We start from the raw sequence: 17099 nt of genomic DNA on the forward strand, positions 1-17099 counted from the left end.
GAGGACTCCACAGTGGCCCTTCCGCCGCTCACCCCGGAACAGCGCCAGGCCGCCCTCGACAAGGCAGCCGCATCCCGTCGGGAGCGGGCCGAGGTCAAGAACCGGCTGAAGCACTCCGGCGCCTCGATCGTCGACGTGCTCAAGCAGGGGCAGGACAACGAGGTCATCGGCAAGATGCGCGTGGTCGACCTGCTCCAGTCGATGCCCGGCCTGGGCAAGGTCCGGGCGCGCCAGCTGATGGAGCGTCTCAACATCTCCGAGAGCCGCCGCGTGCGCGGCCTCGGCGCCAACCAGATCGCCGCTCTCGAGCGCGAGTTCGGCGCGCGTGACTGACCCCGCCACTCCCGCGGTCCCGGCGACACCGGCGCAGCGGGCCCGGCTGACCGTCCTGGCCGGCCCCACGGCGGTCGGCAAGGGCACCGTCGCCGCCGACATCCGCAAGAACCACCCCGAGGTGTGGATCTCGGTCTCCGCCACGACCCGCCGGCCTCGCCCGGGCGAGGTGCACGGTCGGCACTACTGGTTCGTCACCGAGGAGGAGTTCGACGACCTGATCGCGCGCCACGAGCTGCTGGAGTGGGCCGTGGTCCACAAGGGCGCCCGCTACGGCACGCTCCGCCGGCCCGTGGTGGAGGCGCTCGAGGGAGGACGGCCCGCGCTGCTCGAGATCGACCTGCAGGGCGCACGCCAGGTCCGGGCGTCGATGCCCGAGGCGTTCTTCGTGTTCCTGGCCCCTCCGTCGTGGGAGGAGCTGGTCCGCCGGCTCGTCGGCCGCGGCACCGAGACGCCCGAGGAGCGGGAGCGCCGGCTGGAGACCGCACGGGAGGAGCTGGCGGCCGAGTCGGAGTTCGACGTGACGGTCGTCAACACCGAAGTTCACGCCGCCAGCGAAGAGTTGGTAGCCTTGATGACGAATCCGCGTTCGTGATCACGAACGTCCCCAACTTCCTGTGAGGCGTAACCGCGTGTCTGGCTCCATGCCTGCTGCCGAGGGGATCACCAACCCCCCCATCGATGAACTGCTGACGAAGACGGACTCCAAGTACAAGCTGGTCCTCTACAGCGCCAAGCGCGCCCGTCAGATCAACGCGTACTACTCGCAGCTCGGCGAGGGCCTGCTCGAGTACGTCGGCCCGCTCGTGGACACCCACGTCCAGGAGAAGCCGCTGTCGATCGCGCTCCGCGAGATCAACGCCGACCTGCTCACCTGCGAGGACATCGACCCCGAGGCCGAAGGCACCGGAGCCTGACCATGCGCGCGGAAGGCCGCCCTCACGTCGTTCTCGGTGTGAGCGGCGGCATTGCTGCGTACAAGGCGTGCGAGCTGCTCCGCCGGCTCACCGAGTCCGGGCACGACGTCACCGTCGTCCCGACCGTCTCGGCGCTCGAGTTCGTCGGTGCGCCGACCTGGGCCGCGCTGTCCGGCAAGCCCGTCGCCGCCGACGTGTGGAGCGGCGTGCACGAGGTGCCGCACGTCCGGATCGGGCAGACTGCCGACCTGGTCGTGGTCGCCCCGGCCACCGCGGACCTGCTCGCGAAGGCCGCGCACGGCCTCGCCGACGACCTGTTGACCAACACGCTGCTCACCGCGCGCTGCCCGGTGGTGTTCGCCCCGGCGATGCACACCGAGATGTGGGAGCACCCGGCCACGCAGGAGAACGTCGCCACGCTGCGCCGACGCGGCGCGGTGGTCGTCGAGCCCGCCGAGGGCCGTCTGACCGGTGCCGACACCGGCAAGGGCCGGCTGCCCGAGCCCGCGGAGATCTTCGAGGTCGCCACCGAGGTGCTCGACCGCCGCGACGCCGCCAACCCGACCGACCTCGCCGGCCTCCACGTCGTGGTGTCGGCCGGCGGCACCCGCGAGTACCTCGACCCGGTCCGCTTCCTGGGCAACCGCTCCTCGGGGCTCCAGGGCTACGCCCTCGCCCGTACGGCGGTCGCGCGCGGCGCGGAAGTCACGCTCGTGGCCGCCAACGTCGCGCTGCCCGACCCCGCGGGCGCCAAGGTGGTGCGGGTCGAGACCACCGCCGAGCTGCGCGAGGCCGTCGTCTCCGCGGCGGCCACCGCCGACGCGGTCGTGATGGCCGCGGCGCCGGCCGACTTCCGCCCCGGTGCGGTGAGCGAGGCCAAGATCAAGAAGGCCGACGACGGCTCGGCGCCGGTGATCGCGCTGGAGCAGAACCCCGACATCCTCGCCGAGCTCGCCCGCGAGCGGGTCCGGGCCGGGACCGTGGTCGTCGGGTTCGCAGCGGAGACCGGCGACGACCACGGCAGCGTCCTCGACCACGCCCGGGCCAAGCTGGCCCGCAAGGGCTGCGACCTCCTCGTCGTCAACGACGTCAGTGGCGGGAAGGTGTTCGGGAGCCCGGAGAACGAGGCGGTCGTCCTCGACCGTGACGGAGGCGCCACCGCCGTGCCCCGCGGCTCCAAGTCGGCCCTGGCCCACGTGATCTGGGACCAGGTCGTGGCACGGGTCGAGACGGCCTGAGCAGGCTTCGCCCCACGGGTATTGTGTCGGCCAAGCCCCCTCCGGGGTGAACGCGAACGCAAGGCGTCGGGAACCAACGGCGCGGACAGGGGTTACACCACAGTGGCTGGACGACTTTTCACCTCCGAGTCGGTGACCGAGGGTCACCCGGACAAGATCGCCGACCAGATCAGCGACACGATCCTCGACGCCCTGCTCGCCGACGACATCCAGAGCCGGGTCGCGGTGGAGACCCTGCTGACCACCGGCCTGGTGGTCGTGGCGGGCGAGGTCACCACGACGGCGTACGCCCCGATCGCGGAGCTGGTCCGCAAGAAGATCCTCGAGATCGGCTACGACTCGTCGCTCAAGGGCTTCGACGGTCACTCGTGCGGCGTGCAGGTCGCCATCGGCGGCCAGTCCGGCGACATCGGCCAGGGCGTCGACTCCGGCCACGAGTCGCGCACCGAGGGCTCGGTCGACCCGCTCGACCAGCAGGGCGCCGGGGACCAGGGCCTGATGTTCGGCTACGCCTGCGACGACACCCCCGAGCTGATGCCGCTGCCGATCATGATCGCGCACCGGCTCTCGCAGAAGCTGTCCTCGGCCCGCCGGGACGGGACGATGTCCTACCTGCGTCCCGACGGCAAGACCCAGGTCACCATCGAGTACGACGACGAGAACCGTCCCGTCCGGGTCGACACCGTGGTCGTCTCCACCCAGCACGCGGCCGACATCGACATCGCCGAGATGCTCACCCCCGACATCCGCAAGCACGTCGTGGACCCGGTGCTCGACAGCTTCGACATCCCCTCCGAGGGCTACCGGCTGCTGGTGAACCCCACCGGCCGCTTCGAGGTGGGCGGCCCGATGGGCGACGCCGGCCTCACCGGCCGCAAGATCATCATCGACACCTACGGCGGCATGGCCCGGCACGGCGGCGGCGCGTTCTCCGGCAAGGACCCGTCGAAGGTGGACCGGTCCGCGGCGTACGCCATGCGCTGGGTGGCCAAGAACGTGGTGGCCGCGGGGCTGGCCCGCCGCTGCGAGGTGCAGGTCGCCTACGCGATCGGCAAGGCGCAGCCGGTGGGCTTCTACGTCGACTGCTTCGGCACCGAGACCGTCCCGGTGGGCACGATCCAGAAGGCCGTGCTCGAGGTGTTCGACCTGCGGCCGGCCGCGATCATCCGCGACCTCGACCTGCTGCGCCCGATCTACGCCAAGACCGCGGCGTACGGCCACTTCGGCCGCGAGCTGCCCGAGTTCACCTGGGAGCGCACCGACCGCGTCGACGCGCTGAAGAAGGCCGCCGGCGTCTGACCCCACCCGTCGGTTCGTCGTCCCCGGGGGCTTCGTCCCCAGGCTGCGACCACCGGCTGCCGGTCGTCGGCGGCGGCTGGAAGACTGTGCCGCGTGGACCGGAGCGAGTACGACGAGGCGGGGCAGCTGGCCCTGATGCCCGAGGTCGCGCGTGCCCGGGCGCGCAAGGCCCGGGAGAGCGCGGCGAAGAAGGCCGCCGGGCCCAAGCCGGTCGACCCCGCGGGGGAGAACCCCGTCGCCCGGGTCCTGGTCGACGTCCCGCTGGCCCACCTCGACCGCCCCTTCGACTACCTGGTGCCGCAGAAGATGGCCTCCGACGCCGTCCCCGGGGCCCGGGTGAAGGTCCGCTTCGCCGGGCAGGACGTCGACGGCTTCGTGCTCGAGCGGGTCGAGGAGAGCAGCCACGAGGGCCGGCTCGCGCCGCTGCGCCGCGCGGTGAGCCCCGAGCCCGTGCTTTCGCCCGCGATCGCCCACCTCTCCGCGTCGGTGGCCGCCCGGTACGCCGGCACCCGGTCCGACGTGCTGCGCCTGGCCGTCCCGACCCGGCACGCCACCGTGGAGAAGGAGCCCTCAACCCGTGCGCCGCGCACCAGCGTCGACGTCGGCGCCGCCGCGGCCGCCTGGGCGCGGTACACCGGCGGCGAGGCGTTCGTGCGGCACCTGGCCGACGGCGGCGAGCCCCGGTCGGTGTGGGCGGCGGCGCCCAGCGAGGACTGGCCGGCCGCGCTGGCCCGGGCCGCCGCCGCGACGTACGCCTCCGGCCGCGGCGCCCTGCTCTGCGTGCCCGACCACCGTGACGTGGCCCGGGTCGACGCGGCGCTGACCGCGGTCCTGGGGGAGGGGCACCACGTCGTGCTCACCGCCGACCTCGGCCCGGCCCAGCGCTACCGGTCGTTCCTGGCGCTCTCGCGCGGCGCGGTGCGGATCGTCGTCGGCACCCGCGCCGCGGCCTTCGCGCCGGTCCACGACCTCGGCCTGGTCGCGCTCTGGGACGACGGGGACGACCTGTACGCCGACCAGCACGCGCCCTACCCGCACACCCGTGAGGTGCTGCTGCTCCGCGCCCACGAGGAGTCCTGCGCGGCGCTGGTCGGCGGCTTCGCGCGCACCGTGGAGGCGGAGTACCTGCTCCGCACCGGCTGGGCCCAGGAGATCGCCGCGCCCCGCGACGTCGTCCGCCGGTCCGGCGCCCAGGTCGCGGTCACCGGCGCCACCGACCACGAGCTCTCCCGTGACCCGTTCGCCCGCACCGCCCGGCTGCCCAAGGTGGCCTTCGACGCGATCCGGGCCGGCCTCGAGCGCGGCCCGGTGCTGCTGCAGACGCCCCGGCACGGGTACGCCACCAGCCTCGCCTGCGAGCGCTGCCGCACCCCGGCGCGCTGCACGGCGTGCACGGGGCCGCTGACCGTGACGGCGGCGCACCGGCCGCCCACCTGCCGCTGGTGCGGCCACGAGGAGCGCGCCTGGGCGTGCCGCGAGTGCGGTGGCCGAGGCCTGCGCGCGCCGGTGCTCGGCGACCGCCGTACCGCCGAGGAGATCGGTCGTGCCTTCCCGTCGGTGGGCGTGCGCACGTCGTCCGGCGACCGGGTCCTGGCCACCGTCCCGGGCAGGGCGGGCATCGTGGTGGCCACACCCGGGGCCGAGCCGGTCGCCGAGGGCGGCTACGCCTGCGTGGTGCTGCTCGACACCTGGCTGATGCTCGCGCGGCCCGACCTGCGCACCACCGAGGAGTCCCTGCGCCGCTGGCTGAATGCCGCCGCCCTGGCCCGGCCCGCCGACGACGGCGGCCGGGTGGTCGTGGTGGGGGAGAGCGCCGAGCCGGTGCTGCAGGCCGTCGTCCGGTGGGACCCGGCCGGCTTCGCGCAGCGCGAGCTGGCCGACCGGCAGTCGGCGCACCTGCCGCCCGCGTCCCGGCTGGCCACCCTGACCGGCACCTCGGCCGTGGTCTCCTCGGCGCTGGGCATGCTCACCCTGCCCGAGGCCGCGGAGGTGCTCGGGCCGGTGCCCGTCGAGCCCCGCGCCGGGGAGGCACGCGGCGGGGCCGGCGCGGCGGGGGCCGCGGACAAGCCGCAGGTCCGCGCGGTGGTGCGCGTGCCCCGGGCGCTGGGCGCCGAGCTGTCCCGGGCACTGGTGCAGATGCAGGGCGTGCGCGACGCGCGCAAGATGGACCCGGTCCGGGTGCAGGTGGACCCGATCGGGCTCGGCTGACCGGAGCGCGGCGGAGTCCGTAGACTTGGCAGCCGCCCGTGCGCGCACCACGCCGGGCCGACCCCCATCCGCACGCGAGGAGCAGTCTTGGCCGTCCAGCCCATCCGCCTCTTCGGCGACCCGGTGCTGCGGACCCCCGCGGCCGAGGTCGTCGACTACGACAAGGAGCTGCGCAGGCTCGTCGAGGACCTCACCGACACCATGCGCGACGCGCCCGGTGCCGGCCTCGCCGCGCCCCAGATCGGGGTCGGGCTGCGGGTGTTCACCTGGTACGTCGACGGCGAGCTCGGCCACCTGGTCAACCCCGACCTGGCCCTCTCGGTCGAGGAGCAGGACGGGCCGGAGGGCTGCCTCTCGCTGCCGGACCTCACCTTCGACACCAAGCGGGCGCTCTCGGTGGTGGCCAAGGGCTGGAACATGTACGGCGACCCGGTGACCATCGAGGGGTCGGAGCTGCTCGCGCGGGCGATCCAGCACGAGACCGACCACCTCGACGGGATCCTGTTCATCGACCGGCTCGACCGGGAGACCCGCAAGCTCGCGATGAAGGCGATCCGCGAGGCCTCCTGGTTCGGCGAGCAGCCGCCCACCGTCAAGATCTCCCCCCACGCCACGAACGGATTCGGACTCTGATGCGCGTCGTCTTCGCAGGAACCCCCGAGGTGGCCGTCCCGGCGCTCGACGCGATCGCCGAGAGCGGGCACCAGCTGGTGGGCGTGGTCACCCGCCCCGACGCCCCCTCCGGCCGCGGCCGCAAGCTGGTCGCCTCGCCGGTCGCGCAGCGTGCGGAGGAGCTCGGCGTCCCGGTGCTCAAGCCGGCACACCCCAAGGACCCGGAGTTCCAGGCGGAGCTCAAGGCCCTCGAGCCAGACTGCTGCCCGGTGGTCGCCTACGGCGCGCTCCTGCCGCAGAGCGCCCTCGACATCCCCGTGCACGGCTGGGTGAACCTGCACTTCTCGATCCTGCCCGCCTGGCGGGGGGCCGCCCCGGTGCAGCACGCGCTGTGGGCCGGTGACGAGGTCACCGGGGCCACCACGTTCCGGATCGTCCGCGAGCTCGACGCCGGTCCGACGTTCGGCGTGGTCACCGAGACCGTGCGGGTGACCGACACCGCCGGGGACCTGCTCGGCCGGCTCGCCGAGAGCGGCGCCGGCCTGCTGGTGGCCACCCTCGACGGGATCGAGGACGGCTCGCTGGAGGCCCGGGAGCAGCCCGCCGACGGCGTCAGCTTCGCCCCCAAGATCCTGGTCGAGGACGCCGAGGTCGACTGGACCGAGCCGGCCGTCGCCGTCGACCGGCGGGTCCGCGCCTGCACCCCCGGACCGGGGGCGTGGTCGACGTACGCCGGCGAGCGGATCAAGATCGGCCCGGTCTCCGTGGCCGACGACCGCGAGCACCTCGAGCCGGGCGTGCTCGAGGTGACCAAGAACGCCGTGTACGTCGGCACCGCGACCGCCCCCGTGCGGCTCGGTGAGGTCAAGGCGTTCGGCAAGAAGCAGATGCAGGCCGCGGACTGGGCGCGCGGGGTGCGCGTCGCCTCGGGCGAGACGTTCGGTGGCTGACCCCCGCGCGAAGGGCCGGCACGGCGGCCGCCGCGCGGGCTCGGGCGGCGGTCGTGGGGCCGCGGGGGGCTCGGGCCGTGTGGGAGGCCGCCCGGCGGCCCGGCGTCCCGGGACCGCGGGCGACGTCGACCCGGCCCGCGCGGTCGCGTTCGAGGTGCTGACCGCGGTCCGCGAGCAGGACGCCTACACGAACCTGGTCCTCCCGGCGATGCTGCGCTCGCGCGGTGTCGCCGGACGCGACGCGGCCTTCGCCACCGAGCTGGTCTCGGGGACGATCCGCCGGCAGGGCACCTACGACGCGGTGATCGCGGCGAACGTCGACCGGCCGCTGGCCAAGGTCGACCCCGACGTGCTCGACGCGCTGCGCCTGGGCACGCACCAGCTGCTCGCCATGCGGGTGCCGTCGCACGCCGCGGTCGGCACGACCGTGGACCTGGTCAGGAGCCGCGTCGGCCGCGGTCCCACCGGGTTCGTCAACGCGGTGCTCCGCAAGGTGGCCGCCCACGACCTCGACGGCTGGGTGCGCCGGGTGGCACCCGACCCGGTCGCGGACCCGGTCGGCTTCGCCGCCGTCGCGCACTCCCACCCGCAGTGGGTCGTGGAGGAGCTGCAGCGCGCACTCGGCGACGACGGGGAGCTCGAGGCGCTGCTCGCCGCGGACAACGCCGCGCCCAAGGTGACCCTGGTCGCGCGACCCGGGCTGGCGTCCGTCGAGGAGCTCGTGGGCGCCGGCGGGACCGCCTCGTCCATGTCGCCGTACGCCGTGGAGCTGTCCGGGGGAGACCCCGGGACCGTCCCCGCTGTCGCGGAGGGGCGGGCCGGGGTGCAGGACGAGGGGTCCCAGCTGGTCGCGCTCGCGCTGTCGCGCGCGACGGTCGACGGCCGGGACGAGCGGTGGCTCGACCTGTGTGCCGGCCCCGGCGGCAAGTCCGCGCTGCTGGCAGCCCTCGCCGCTGAGCGCGGTGCCGGGCTCCTCGCGTCGGAGCGGCAGCACCACCGCGCGGTGCTGGTCCGCCGCGCGACGGCCGCCGCACGTACGGGGCTGCTCGGCGTGGTGACCGCCGACGGCACGGTGCCCGCGTGGAGGCCCGGGACGTTCGACCGGGTGCTCGTCGACGCGCCCTGCTCCGGGCTCGGTGCGCTCCGCCGCCGGCCCGAGTCACGCTGGCGCCGTACCCCGCAGGACCTGCGGGACCTCGTCCCGCTGCAGCGCGCGCTGCTCGGGTCGGCGCTCGACTCGGTGCGCAGCGGCGGGGTGGTCGCCTACGCCACGTGCTCGCCGGTGGTCGCCGAGACGTCGGAGGTCGTCCGCGACGTGGTCGCGGGGCGCGACGACGTGGTGCTCGAGGACGCGACGCCGCTGTTCGACGGGGTCCCCGACCTGCGGCCCGGGGCCGCCCGGCTGCCCGGGACGGTCCAGCTGTGGCCGCACCGGCACGGCACCGACGCCATGTTCCTCGCGCTGCTGCGCAGGCGCTGAGGACCGCCCACTAGGATCGGCGCGCCATGGGTATTCAGATCTCTCCGAGCCTGCTCGCGTCCGACTTCGCCAACCTGGCCGCCGAGGCCGAGCGGGTGAACCGGGCCGACTGGCTCCACGTCGACGTCATGGACAACCACTTCGTCCCCAACCTCACGCTCGGCCTGCCGGTCGTCGAGGCGCTGGCGAAGGCGGCGTCCACCCCGCTGGACTGCCACCTGATGATCGAGGACCCGGACCGCTGGGCCCCCGGGTACGTCGAGGCCGGCGCCGGGTCGGTGACCTTCCACGTCGAGGCCGCGGCCGCGCCGGTGCGGCTGGCCCGCGAGCTGCGGGCGAAGGGCGCGCGGGCCGGGATGGCGCTGCGCCCGGCGACGCCGATCGAGCCGTACGAGGACCTGCTGCCCGAGCTCGACATGCTGCTCGTGATGACCGTGGAGCCGGGCTTCGGCGGGCAGAAGTTCCTCGACCTGTGCCTGCCGAAGATCCGCCGTACCCGCGAGCTGATCGAGGGGCACGGCCTCGAGATGTGGCTCCAGGTCGACGGCGGCGTCTCGCTGGAGACGATCGAACGCTGCGCGGACGCCGGCGCCGACGTGTTCGTGGCCGGCTCGGCGGTGTACAAGGCCGACGACCCGAACGTGATGATCGACGACCTCCGCGCCCGCGCCGAGGCCGCCGCCTGCCGCTGACCCGCCGCCTCCGGCCGGGGGCGGGTGTAGCGGGGCTCACATGTAGCGGGCGCCGCAGATGTGGCAGGCTTGGGCGCGACGAGTACAACACTCGCGTGCTCTGGGGTCGGTGCAATTCCGAGCCGGCGGTGACAGTCCGCGACCCGTCCGCATCCAGCGGCCGGTTGACCAGGTGGAACTCCTGGACCGACGGTGAAAGTCCGGATGGGAAGCGCACGCAGTCGTTGCCGTACGTCGGCCTCCACGAGCCGTGGAATGCCGCGTCGGCGGTGACCGTTCCAGCCCCGGGGTCCGCGTACGGACGAGAGGGGCAGCACCCGCGATGACCGCGACGTTCACCGCTGCCGAGACGCAGGCGATGCACCGTGCGCTCGACCTCGCCGCCAGCCCCGGTGTCCCCACGGGTCCGAACCCGCGGGTCGGCTGCGTGCTGCTGGACGCGGGCGGCGCCACCGTCGCGGAGGGCTTCCACCGCGGTGCCGGGACAGCCCACGCCGAGGCGGACGCGCTGGCCCGGGCGGGGGAGCGGGCCCGGGGTACGACGGCGGTGGTGACCCTCGAGCCGTGCAACCACTCGGGCCGCACCGGACCGTGCGCCGACGCCCTCGTCGCCGCGGGGGTCGCCCGCGTGGTCTTCGCGCAGGCGGACCCGAACCCGGTCGCGGCCGGCGGCGCCGACACGTTGCGCGGAGCCGGGCTCGACGTCGCGCACGGCCTGCTGGCCGACGAGGCACGGGCGGTGAACCGGGTCTGGACCTTCGCCGTCGAGCACGGCCGCCCGTTCGTGACCTGGAAGTTCGCCGCCACGCTCGACGGGCGCAGCGCCGCCGCCGACGGCACCAGCCGCTGGGTCAGCTCGCCGGCGTCGCGCGAGGACACGCACCGGCTCCGGGCGCTGTGCGACGTGATCCTGGCCGGAACCGGGACCGTGCTGGTCGACGACCCCGAGCTCACCGTGCGCGACGCGGAAGGGACCCCGCTCCCGTGGCAGCCGCTCCGCGCGGTGATGGGCCTGCGCCCGGTGCCGGCCGACCGCCGTGTCCTCAACGGCGTCGCGGAGACCGTCGTGCTCCCGACCCGGGACCCGGCCGAGGCCCTCGCCGCCCTGTACGCCCGGGACCGCCAGCACGTCTTCCTCGAGGGCGGGCCCACCCTGGCGGCGGCGTTCCTCCGGGCCGGGCTCGTGGACGAGGTGGTCGGCTACGTCGCCCCGATGCTCCTCGGCGCCGGGCTGAGCGCGGTCGGCGACCTCGGGATCACCACCCTGGCCGACGCGATGCACCTCGCGGTCGCCGACATCACCGTCCTGGGGGAGGGGCCGGAGACCAACGTCCGGCTCACCCTCAGCCCGAACCACGCGCACCACCCGACCCAGAAGGAGCACTGAGTGTTCACCGGAATCGTCGAGGAGCTCGGCGTCGTCGAGGCGGTCGTCGACCAGGGCGACGCCGTACGCCTCACGGTGCGCGGGCCGCACGTCGTGGTCGACGCCGGCCTCGGGGACTCGATCTCCGTCAACGGCTGCTGCCTCACCGTCGCGGAGCGCGACCAGGAGACCTTCACCGCCGACGTGATGCACGAGACGCTGGCCAAGACCTCGCTCGGCGGGCTCGAGGTCGGCTCGCGGGTCAACCTCGAGCGCGCGGTCACCGCCGCGACCCGCCTCGGCGGGCACATCGTCCAGGGCCACGTCGACGGCACCGGCACCGTGGTCGCCCGCACGCCGTCCGAGCACTGGGAGCTGGTCCGCGTCGGTCTGCCGGCCGGGCTGGCCCGCTACCTGGTGCCGAAGGGGTCGATCACCGTCGACGGGGTCTCGCTGACCGTGGTCGACGTGGACGACGCCGGCACCGGTCCCGACGGCGCCACCTTCACCGTCTCGCTGATCCCCGAGACGCTCGCCCGCACCACCCTCGGCTCCCGGCAGCCCGGCGACCCGGTGAACCTCGAGGTCGACGTGATCGCCAAGTACGTCGAGCGGCTGCTCGGCGGCCACCGGTCCGAGGTGAGCGACCGATGAGCCCGCTGGACTGGCTGCTCGAGGGCACCCTCACGGTCGGCGGCTCGGCGATCCTCGTGCGCGAGGTCGTCGGCAACGGCTTCGGCCTGGCCAGCGCGGTCGGCGGCATGCGGCGCCGCGTGTGGGCGTGGCCGGTGGGCATCGTCGGCAACCTGGTGCTGTTCACCGTCTTCGTCGGCGGCATCCTCGACAAGCCGCAGGTGGAGGACCTCTGGGGCCAGGCCGGCCGCCAGGTGTTCTTCCTCGCCGTGTCGCTCTACGGCTGGTGGCGCTGGCTGCGCAGCCGCCGCGCGGGCGAGTCCCCCGACAGCGGCGCGATCGTGCCGACCTGGGCCGGGCCGCGCGGCTGGGCCGAGCTCGCGGTCCTCGCCGTCCTCGGGACCACGGTCTTCTTCTTCGTGCTCCGGGCGCTCGGCTCCTGGGGCCCGCTGCCCGACGCCTGGATCCTGACCGGCTCGATCCTGGCCACGTACGGCATGGCCCGCGGCTGGATCGAGTTCTGGCTGGTCTGGATCGCCGTCGACGTGGTCGGCGTCCCGCTGCTGTTCCAGGCCGGGTACTACCCTTCCGCGGTCCTCTACCTGGTGTACGGCGGCTTCTGCGTCGCCGGGTTCGTCACCTGGGTCCGCGTGCACCGCCGGACGTCCGGCACCCACCCCACGACACGAGAGAAGGTGGCCGCATGAGCGGCGCTCCCCACGTCCGTCTGGACCCGGTCGAGGACGCCGTCGCCGCGATCGCGGCCGGCCGCGCCGTCGTCGTGGTCGACGACGAGGACCGGGAGAACGAGGGCGACCTGGTCTTCGCGGCCGGCAAGTCCACCCCGGAGCTGATGGCGTTCACGATCCGCTACTCCTCGGGCGTGATCTGCGCGCCGATGACCGCGTCCACCCTGGACCGGCTCGGCATCCCGCTGATGACCCCGCACAACCGGGACCGGCACCGTACGGCGTACACGGTCTCCGTGGACGCCCGCGACGGCGTCACCACGGGCATCTCGGCCGCCGACCGCTCGCACACCGTGCGGGTGCTCAACGACTCGGCGACCGAGCCGTTCGAGGTGACCCAGCCCGGCCACGTCTTCCCGCTCCGTTACGCCGAGGGCGGTGTGCTGGTCCGGCCCGGGCACACCGAGGCCGCGGTCGACCTCGCGCGGATGGCCGGGCTGAGCCCCGCCGGCGTGATCTCCGAGATCGTCAACGACGACGGGAGCATGAAGCGCGGCCAGCAGCTGCGCGACTTCGCCGACGAGCACGGCCTGGTGATGATCTCGATCGAGGACCTGATCCACTACCGTCGCCGGCACGAGAACCACGTCGAGCGGGTCGCCGAGACCCGGCTGCCCACCGCGCACGGCGACTTCACCGCCTACGGCTACCGGATCACCATCGACGGCTCGGAGCACATCGCGCTGGTGTACGGCGACATCGGCGACGGCCTCGACGTGCTCACCCGCGTGCACTCGGAGTGCCTGACCGGCGACGTGTTCGGGTCGCGCCGCTGCGACTGCGGTCCGCAGCTCGAGGAGGCGCTCCAGACCGTGGTCGCCGAGGGGCGCGGGGTCGTGGTGTACCTGCGCGGCCACGAGGGCCGCGGGATCGGCCTGGTCGCGAAGCTGCAGGCCTACCAGCTCCAGGACGGCGGCCGCGACACCGTCGACGCCAACCTCGACCTGGGCCTGCCGGCGGACGCCCGTCACTACGGCGCCGCCACGCAGATCCTGCGCGACCTCGGGGTGACCTCGGTCCGGCTGCTGACGAACAACCCGGCGAAGGCCATCAACCTCGAGGACTACGGGATCGCGGTCACCGAGCGGGTCCGGCTCACCCCGCACCCCAACGACCACAACCTCGCCTACCTGCTGACCAAGCGGGACCGGATGGGCCACGACATGCCGCACCTGCACGACGCCGGTGCGCCGACCGCTGTGAACGAAGGAGAACGAGCGTGAGTGGTGAGGGTTCCCCGGACGCCGGGCCGATCGACTGCCACGACCTGCGGGTCGCGGTGGTGGCCGCCAGCTGGCACGAGCCGGTGATGGACGGGCTGATCGCCGGCGCTCAGCGGGCGCTGGCCGACTACCAGGTCGAGGCGCCGACCACCGTCCGGGTCCCCGGCTCGTTCGAGCTGCCCGTGGTCGCGGCGGCACTGGCCGAGAAGGGCTACGAGGCGGTGGTGGCCCTGGGCGTGGTGATCCGCGGCGGGACCCCGCACTTCGAGTACGTGTGCTCGGCGGCCACCGACGGCCTGAACCGGGTCTCCCTCGACACCGGCGCCGCGGTCGGGTTCGGGCTGCTCACGTGCGACACCGAGGAGCAGGCGCTCGACCGCGCCGGGCTCGACGGGTCCTCGGAGGACAAGGGCTACGAGGCCACCTCGGCGGCGCTGCACACCGCGTCGCTGCTGCGCCGGATCCGCCGCGGCTACGCCACCTGACGCCTCCTGACGGCTCACGTCCGCGCCGCCGTCGCCCGTCCCCGGTGACCAGGGGCCGTTGGTCCCGGGGGAGAGGTGACGGACGGCAGGTCCGCGGAGCCCGGCGGAGCGGGCAGGCTGGGGCCCGGCGCCCGACCGGGCGCCTTCGTGACGTCGCACCCCACCGAGGCACCCCGTGATCGCACCCCACACCGGCCCCTTCCTGCACGAGCGTTGGTTCGTCGAGCAGACACCGGGCAACGACTGGTCGTTCTTCCTCTCGCCGCTCCCGCTGGCCCTGACCGCGACGATGGTCGCCGTCACCCTGACCTGGCGGTGGGCGGCTCTGCGCCTGCCGTCCCCCGAGCTGGCGGCCCTCCGACCGCTGGGCGGGCTGACGCCGTGGGTGCCCCGGATCCTGGGCGTGCACCTCGGCGTCACCTTGCTCGCCCTCGCGGCCACGGGTGCGTTCGTCACCCCCTCGGTCTCGCTCGACGGCACCGTCGGCTCGGTGCTCCTGCTCGCGGAGGCGGGGGTGGGGGTGTGGCTGGTCAGCGGCTTCCGGGTCCGCCCGGCCGCCGCGCTCACGCTGGCCCTGGGGCCGGCGCTCGCCGTGTTCGCCGGGCCGGTGGCCCTCCTGGAGTGCGCGAACCTGGCCGCGGTGGCCGCCTTCCTCGTGGTGCTCCCGCCGGGGCCGGACGCCCACGGCCGGGTCGGGTCCGACCCGGTACGGCTGCGCACCGCCCTGCTGGTGCTCCGCCTCGGCGTCGGCGTGGCGCTGGTGTCGCTGGCCTTCTCGGAGAAGTTCACCAACCCGGCCATGGCCACCCACACGCTCGCGGAGTACCCCGCGCTCGACGTCTTCGCCTGGGTCGGCCTGGACGTGGCGCCGGCGACGTTCGTGGCGGTCGCGGGGGCGGTCGAGCTGCTCTTCGGGCTGCTCGTCATCTCCGGGGCGCTGCCGCAGGTGGCGGTGCTCGTCGCGATGGTGCCGTTCAACGCCACCCTGGCGCTGTTCGGGCAGACCGAGCTGGTCGGCCACCTGCCGGTGTACGGCGTGTTCCTCGCGCTCCTGGTCTACGGCTCCGACCCGGAGACCGCCCCGCACGTGCGCTGGCTGCCGTCGCGGCGGGGTGTGCGTGAGGCCGTCACGGTGACGCGGGCAGCGGCCTGAGCCGGCACCGGGGGACCGACCTCGCGGTGACCGACGTCTCGTGCGGCAGGAGCCGCGGACGGGCCCGGCGCCGTACGCCGTAGGCTTGTCCCGCCCTCCGCGAGCTGCGGGAAGGGGCACGACCCTGACGGAAAGCACCGGAGATGAAGACGTTCGAGGAGCTCTGGACCGAGCTCAACGAGAAGGCACAGACCCGCCCGGAGGGGTCGGGGACGGTGCAGGCGCTCGACGCCGGCGTGCACACGATCGGCAAGAAGCTGGTCGAGGAGGCCGCCGAGTCGTGGATGGCCGCCGAGCACGAGGGCCCTGAGCGCGCCGCCGAGGAGATCAGCCAGCTGCTGTACCACGCGCAGGTGCTGATGATCGCCAGCGGCATCGGCCTCGACGACGTCTACGCCCACCTGTGAACCCCGCAGAGAGGTCACCCGTGTCCAACCAGACCCTCCGGATCGCGATCCCGAACAAGGGCTCGCTGTCCCAGTCCGCCTCCGAGATCCTGCGCGAGGCCGGCTACAGCCAGCGCAGCGACTCCAAGCAGCTCACCCTGACCGACCCCGAGAACGGGGTCGAGTTCTTCTACCTGCGCCCCCGCGACATCGCGCTCTACGTCGGCGAGGGCACGCTCGACATCGGCATCACCGGCCGCGACCTGCTGCTCGACTCCGGCGCGAAGGCCGAGGAGGTGCTCCAGCTCGGCTTCGGCCGCTCGCGCTTCCGGTTCGCCACCCGCCCCGGCACGGTGAGCACCCTCGCGGACCTCAACGGCCGCCGGATCGCCACGTCGTACGACGGGGTGGTGCGCCGCTTCCTCGAGGAGCGCGGCGTCGACGCGACCGTGACCCGGCTCGACGGCGCGGTCGAGACGAGCATCCAGCTCGGCGTGGCCGACGTGATCGCCGACGTGGTGGAGACCGGCTCGACGCTGCGCCAGGCCGGGCTCGAGGTGGTCCTCGACCCGATCCTGGACTCCGAGGCGGTGCTGGTCACCCGCGCCGGCGCGGCCCTCCCGGCCGGCTTCGAGGTGTTCCGCCGTCGGCTCGAGGGCGTCCTGGTGGCCCGCACCTACGTGATGATGGACTACGACATCCGCGACGAGCGGGTCGAGGACGCCGTCGCGCTGACGCCGGGCATCGAGAGCCCGACCGTGTCCCCGTTGCATCGGGAGGGGTGGGTCGCGGTGCGCTCGATGGTCCCCCGCGACGGCGCCCAGAAGCTGATGGACGAGCTGTGGGAGATCGGCGCCCGGGGCATCCTGGTCACGGACATCCATGCCTGCCGCCTCTGAGCCGCCGGCGCTGCCGCACACCTTCCGCCCGTTCGGCGTCCGCGTCGCTGTGGCGGTGTTCGGCGTGCTGCTGTTCGGCTCGACGCTGGTGATCTGGTTCGCGTTCCCCGCGAACGTGCGGGACCAGTTCACCTACTTCCAGCGCGCCACGGTGATCGCCTTCGGGCTCGCCGCGGCCGCCGCCGGCTACGCCCTGGCCCGGTCCCGGGTGGACGCGCGGACCGACGGGCTGACCGTGGTCAACGGCTACAGGTCGCGCCGGCTGGACTGGAACGAGATCGTCGCGGTGACCCTGCGCGCCGGCAGCCCGTGGGCGCTGATGGACCTCGCCGACGGTACGACGGTGTCGGTGATGGGGATCCAGGGCTCCGACGGCTCGCGGGCGGTCAGGCAGGTCAAGCAGCTGCGCGGGATCGTGGAGGAGCGCACCCGCACCGAGCGGAACGACTGACCGCCACGCCGTACGCCGCCCGCCC

General features: G+C 74.1%; 18 protein-coding genes, 1 pseudogene and 1 riboswitch. All 19 genes and pseudogenes read left to right on the forward strand.

Annotation, left to right across the window (positions count from 1 at the left end):
• Positions 1-12 precede the first annotated feature (12 nt).
• The 19 genes and pseudogenes from mihF to K1X13_RS15600 all read left to right on the forward strand — a co-directional run bounded on the left by mihF (position 13) and on the right by K1X13_RS15600 (position 17074).
• Entirely contained in the window at positions 13-333 is a 321-nt protein-coding gene (gene mihF / locus K1X13_RS15510) for an integration host factor, actinobacterial type (protein WP_221025904.1), read from the forward strand.
• Positions 326-928 carry a guanylate kinase gene (gene gmk, locus K1X13_RS15515; protein WP_221025905.1) on the forward strand — a complete coding sequence of 201 codons (603 nt, stop codon included), beginning with the start codon at positions 326-328 and terminating at the stop codon, positions 926-928. Before mihF ends, gmk begins: the two co-directional genes overlap by 8 nt.
• 37 nt (positions 929-965) lie before the next feature.
• Positions 966-1250 carry a DNA-directed RNA polymerase subunit omega gene (rpoZ, locus tag K1X13_RS15520; protein ID WP_221025906.1) on the forward strand — a complete coding sequence of 95 codons (285 nt, stop codon included), beginning with the start codon at positions 966-968 and terminating at the stop codon, positions 1248-1250.
• Positions 1251-1288: 38 nt separating this feature from the next.
• The gene (coaBC, locus tag K1X13_RS15525; RefSeq protein WP_443678921.1) at positions 1289-2488 is read left to right on the forward strand and encodes a bifunctional phosphopantothenoylcysteine decarboxylase/phosphopantothenate--cysteine ligase CoaBC; all 1200 of its coding nucleotides are present in this window, start codon (positions 1289-1291) and stop codon (positions 2486-2488) included.
• Between the two features lie 102 nt (positions 2489-2590).
• Entirely contained in the window at positions 2591-3787 is a 1197-nt protein-coding gene (metK, locus tag K1X13_RS15530; RefSeq protein ID WP_221025908.1) for a methionine adenosyltransferase, read from the forward strand.
• Between the two features lie 93 nt (positions 3788-3880).
• Positions 3881-5995, forward strand: a complete 2115-nt coding sequence (locus K1X13_RS15535) for a primosomal protein N' (protein WP_308249581.1) — start codon at positions 3881-3883, stop codon at positions 5993-5995.
• A gap of 123 nt (positions 5996-6118) precedes the next feature.
• Positions 6119-6505 (forward strand): annotated as a pseudogene (locus K1X13_RS15540) (peptide deformylase); the annotation flags it as partial.
• 122 nt (positions 6506-6627) lie between these two features.
• Positions 6628-7557 (forward strand): methionyl-tRNA formyltransferase, encoded by a 930-nt coding sequence (gene fmt, locus K1X13_RS15545; RefSeq protein ID WP_221025910.1) that lies wholly within the window; start codon positions 6628-6630, stop codon positions 7555-7557.
• Between the two features lie 79 nt (positions 7558-7636).
• Positions 7637-9037, forward strand: coding sequence for an RsmB/NOP family class I SAM-dependent RNA methyltransferase (locus K1X13_RS15550; protein WP_308249592.1), 1401 nt, complete (start codon positions 7637-7639; stop codon positions 9035-9037).
• Between the two features lie 26 nt (positions 9038-9063).
• Positions 9064-9729: a ribulose-phosphate 3-epimerase gene (rpe, locus tag K1X13_RS15555; protein WP_221025912.1), complete on the forward strand. Its 666-nt coding sequence runs from the start codon at positions 9064-9066 to the stop codon at positions 9727-9729.
• A 91-nt stretch (positions 9730-9820) separates the two neighbouring features.
• A riboswitch (FMN riboswitch) is annotated at positions 9821-9950 on the forward strand.
• Between the two features lie 101 nt (positions 9951-10051).
• On the forward strand, positions 10052-11116 hold the full coding sequence (gene ribD, locus K1X13_RS15560; protein ID WP_225914995.1) for a bifunctional diaminohydroxyphosphoribosylaminopyrimidine deaminase/5-amino-6-(5-phosphoribosylamino)uracil reductase RibD: 1065 nt from the start codon (positions 10052-10054) through the stop codon (positions 11114-11116).
• Positions 11117-11749, forward strand: a complete 633-nt coding sequence (locus tag K1X13_RS15565; protein ID WP_221025913.1) for a riboflavin synthase — start codon at positions 11117-11119, stop codon at positions 11747-11749. It begins immediately after the preceding gene.
• Positions 11746-12435 (forward strand): nicotinamide riboside transporter PnuC, encoded by a 690-nt coding sequence (pnuC, locus tag K1X13_RS15570; RefSeq protein ID WP_221025914.1) that lies wholly within the window; start codon positions 11746-11748, stop codon positions 12433-12435. Before K1X13_RS15565 ends, pnuC begins: the two co-directional genes overlap by 4 nt.
• Positions 12432-13700 (forward strand): bifunctional 3,4-dihydroxy-2-butanone-4-phosphate synthase/GTP cyclohydrolase II, encoded by a 1269-nt coding sequence (locus tag K1X13_RS15575; RefSeq protein WP_221025915.1) that lies wholly within the window; start codon positions 12432-12434, stop codon positions 13698-13700. The genes pnuC and K1X13_RS15575 overlap by 4 nt, the downstream gene beginning before the upstream one ends.
• The gene (gene ribH / locus K1X13_RS15580) at positions 13697-14185 is read left to right on the forward strand and encodes a 6,7-dimethyl-8-ribityllumazine synthase (protein WP_221025916.1); all 489 of its coding nucleotides are present in this window, start codon (positions 13697-13699) and stop codon (positions 14183-14185) included. The genes K1X13_RS15575 and ribH overlap by 4 nt, the downstream gene beginning before the upstream one ends.
• A gap of 175 nt (positions 14186-14360) precedes the next feature.
• Entirely contained in the window at positions 14361-15338 is a 978-nt protein-coding gene (locus K1X13_RS15585) for a hypothetical protein (protein ID WP_221025917.1), read from the forward strand.
• 143 nt (positions 15339-15481) lie between these two features.
• On the forward strand, positions 15482-15745 hold the full coding sequence (locus tag K1X13_RS15590) for a phosphoribosyl-ATP diphosphatase (RefSeq protein ID WP_221025918.1): 264 nt from the start codon (positions 15482-15484) through the stop codon (positions 15743-15745).
• Between the two features lie 20 nt (positions 15746-15765).
• Positions 15766-16623, forward strand: coding sequence for an ATP phosphoribosyltransferase (gene hisG / locus K1X13_RS15595; RefSeq protein WP_221025919.1), 858 nt, complete (start codon positions 15766-15768; stop codon positions 16621-16623).
• Entirely contained in the window at positions 16607-17074 is a 468-nt protein-coding gene (locus K1X13_RS15600) for a PH domain-containing protein (RefSeq protein WP_221025920.1), read from the forward strand. The genes hisG and K1X13_RS15600 overlap by 17 nt, the downstream gene beginning before the upstream one ends.
• The last annotated feature ends 25 nt before the right edge of the window (positions 17075-17099 follow it).

Origin of the sequence: Nocardioides jiangsuensis (assembly GCF_019679455.1) — a bacterium.
Classification (GTDB): Bacteria; Actinomycetota; Actinomycetes; order Propionibacteriales; family Nocardioidaceae; genus Nocardioides_C; species Nocardioides_C jiangsuensis.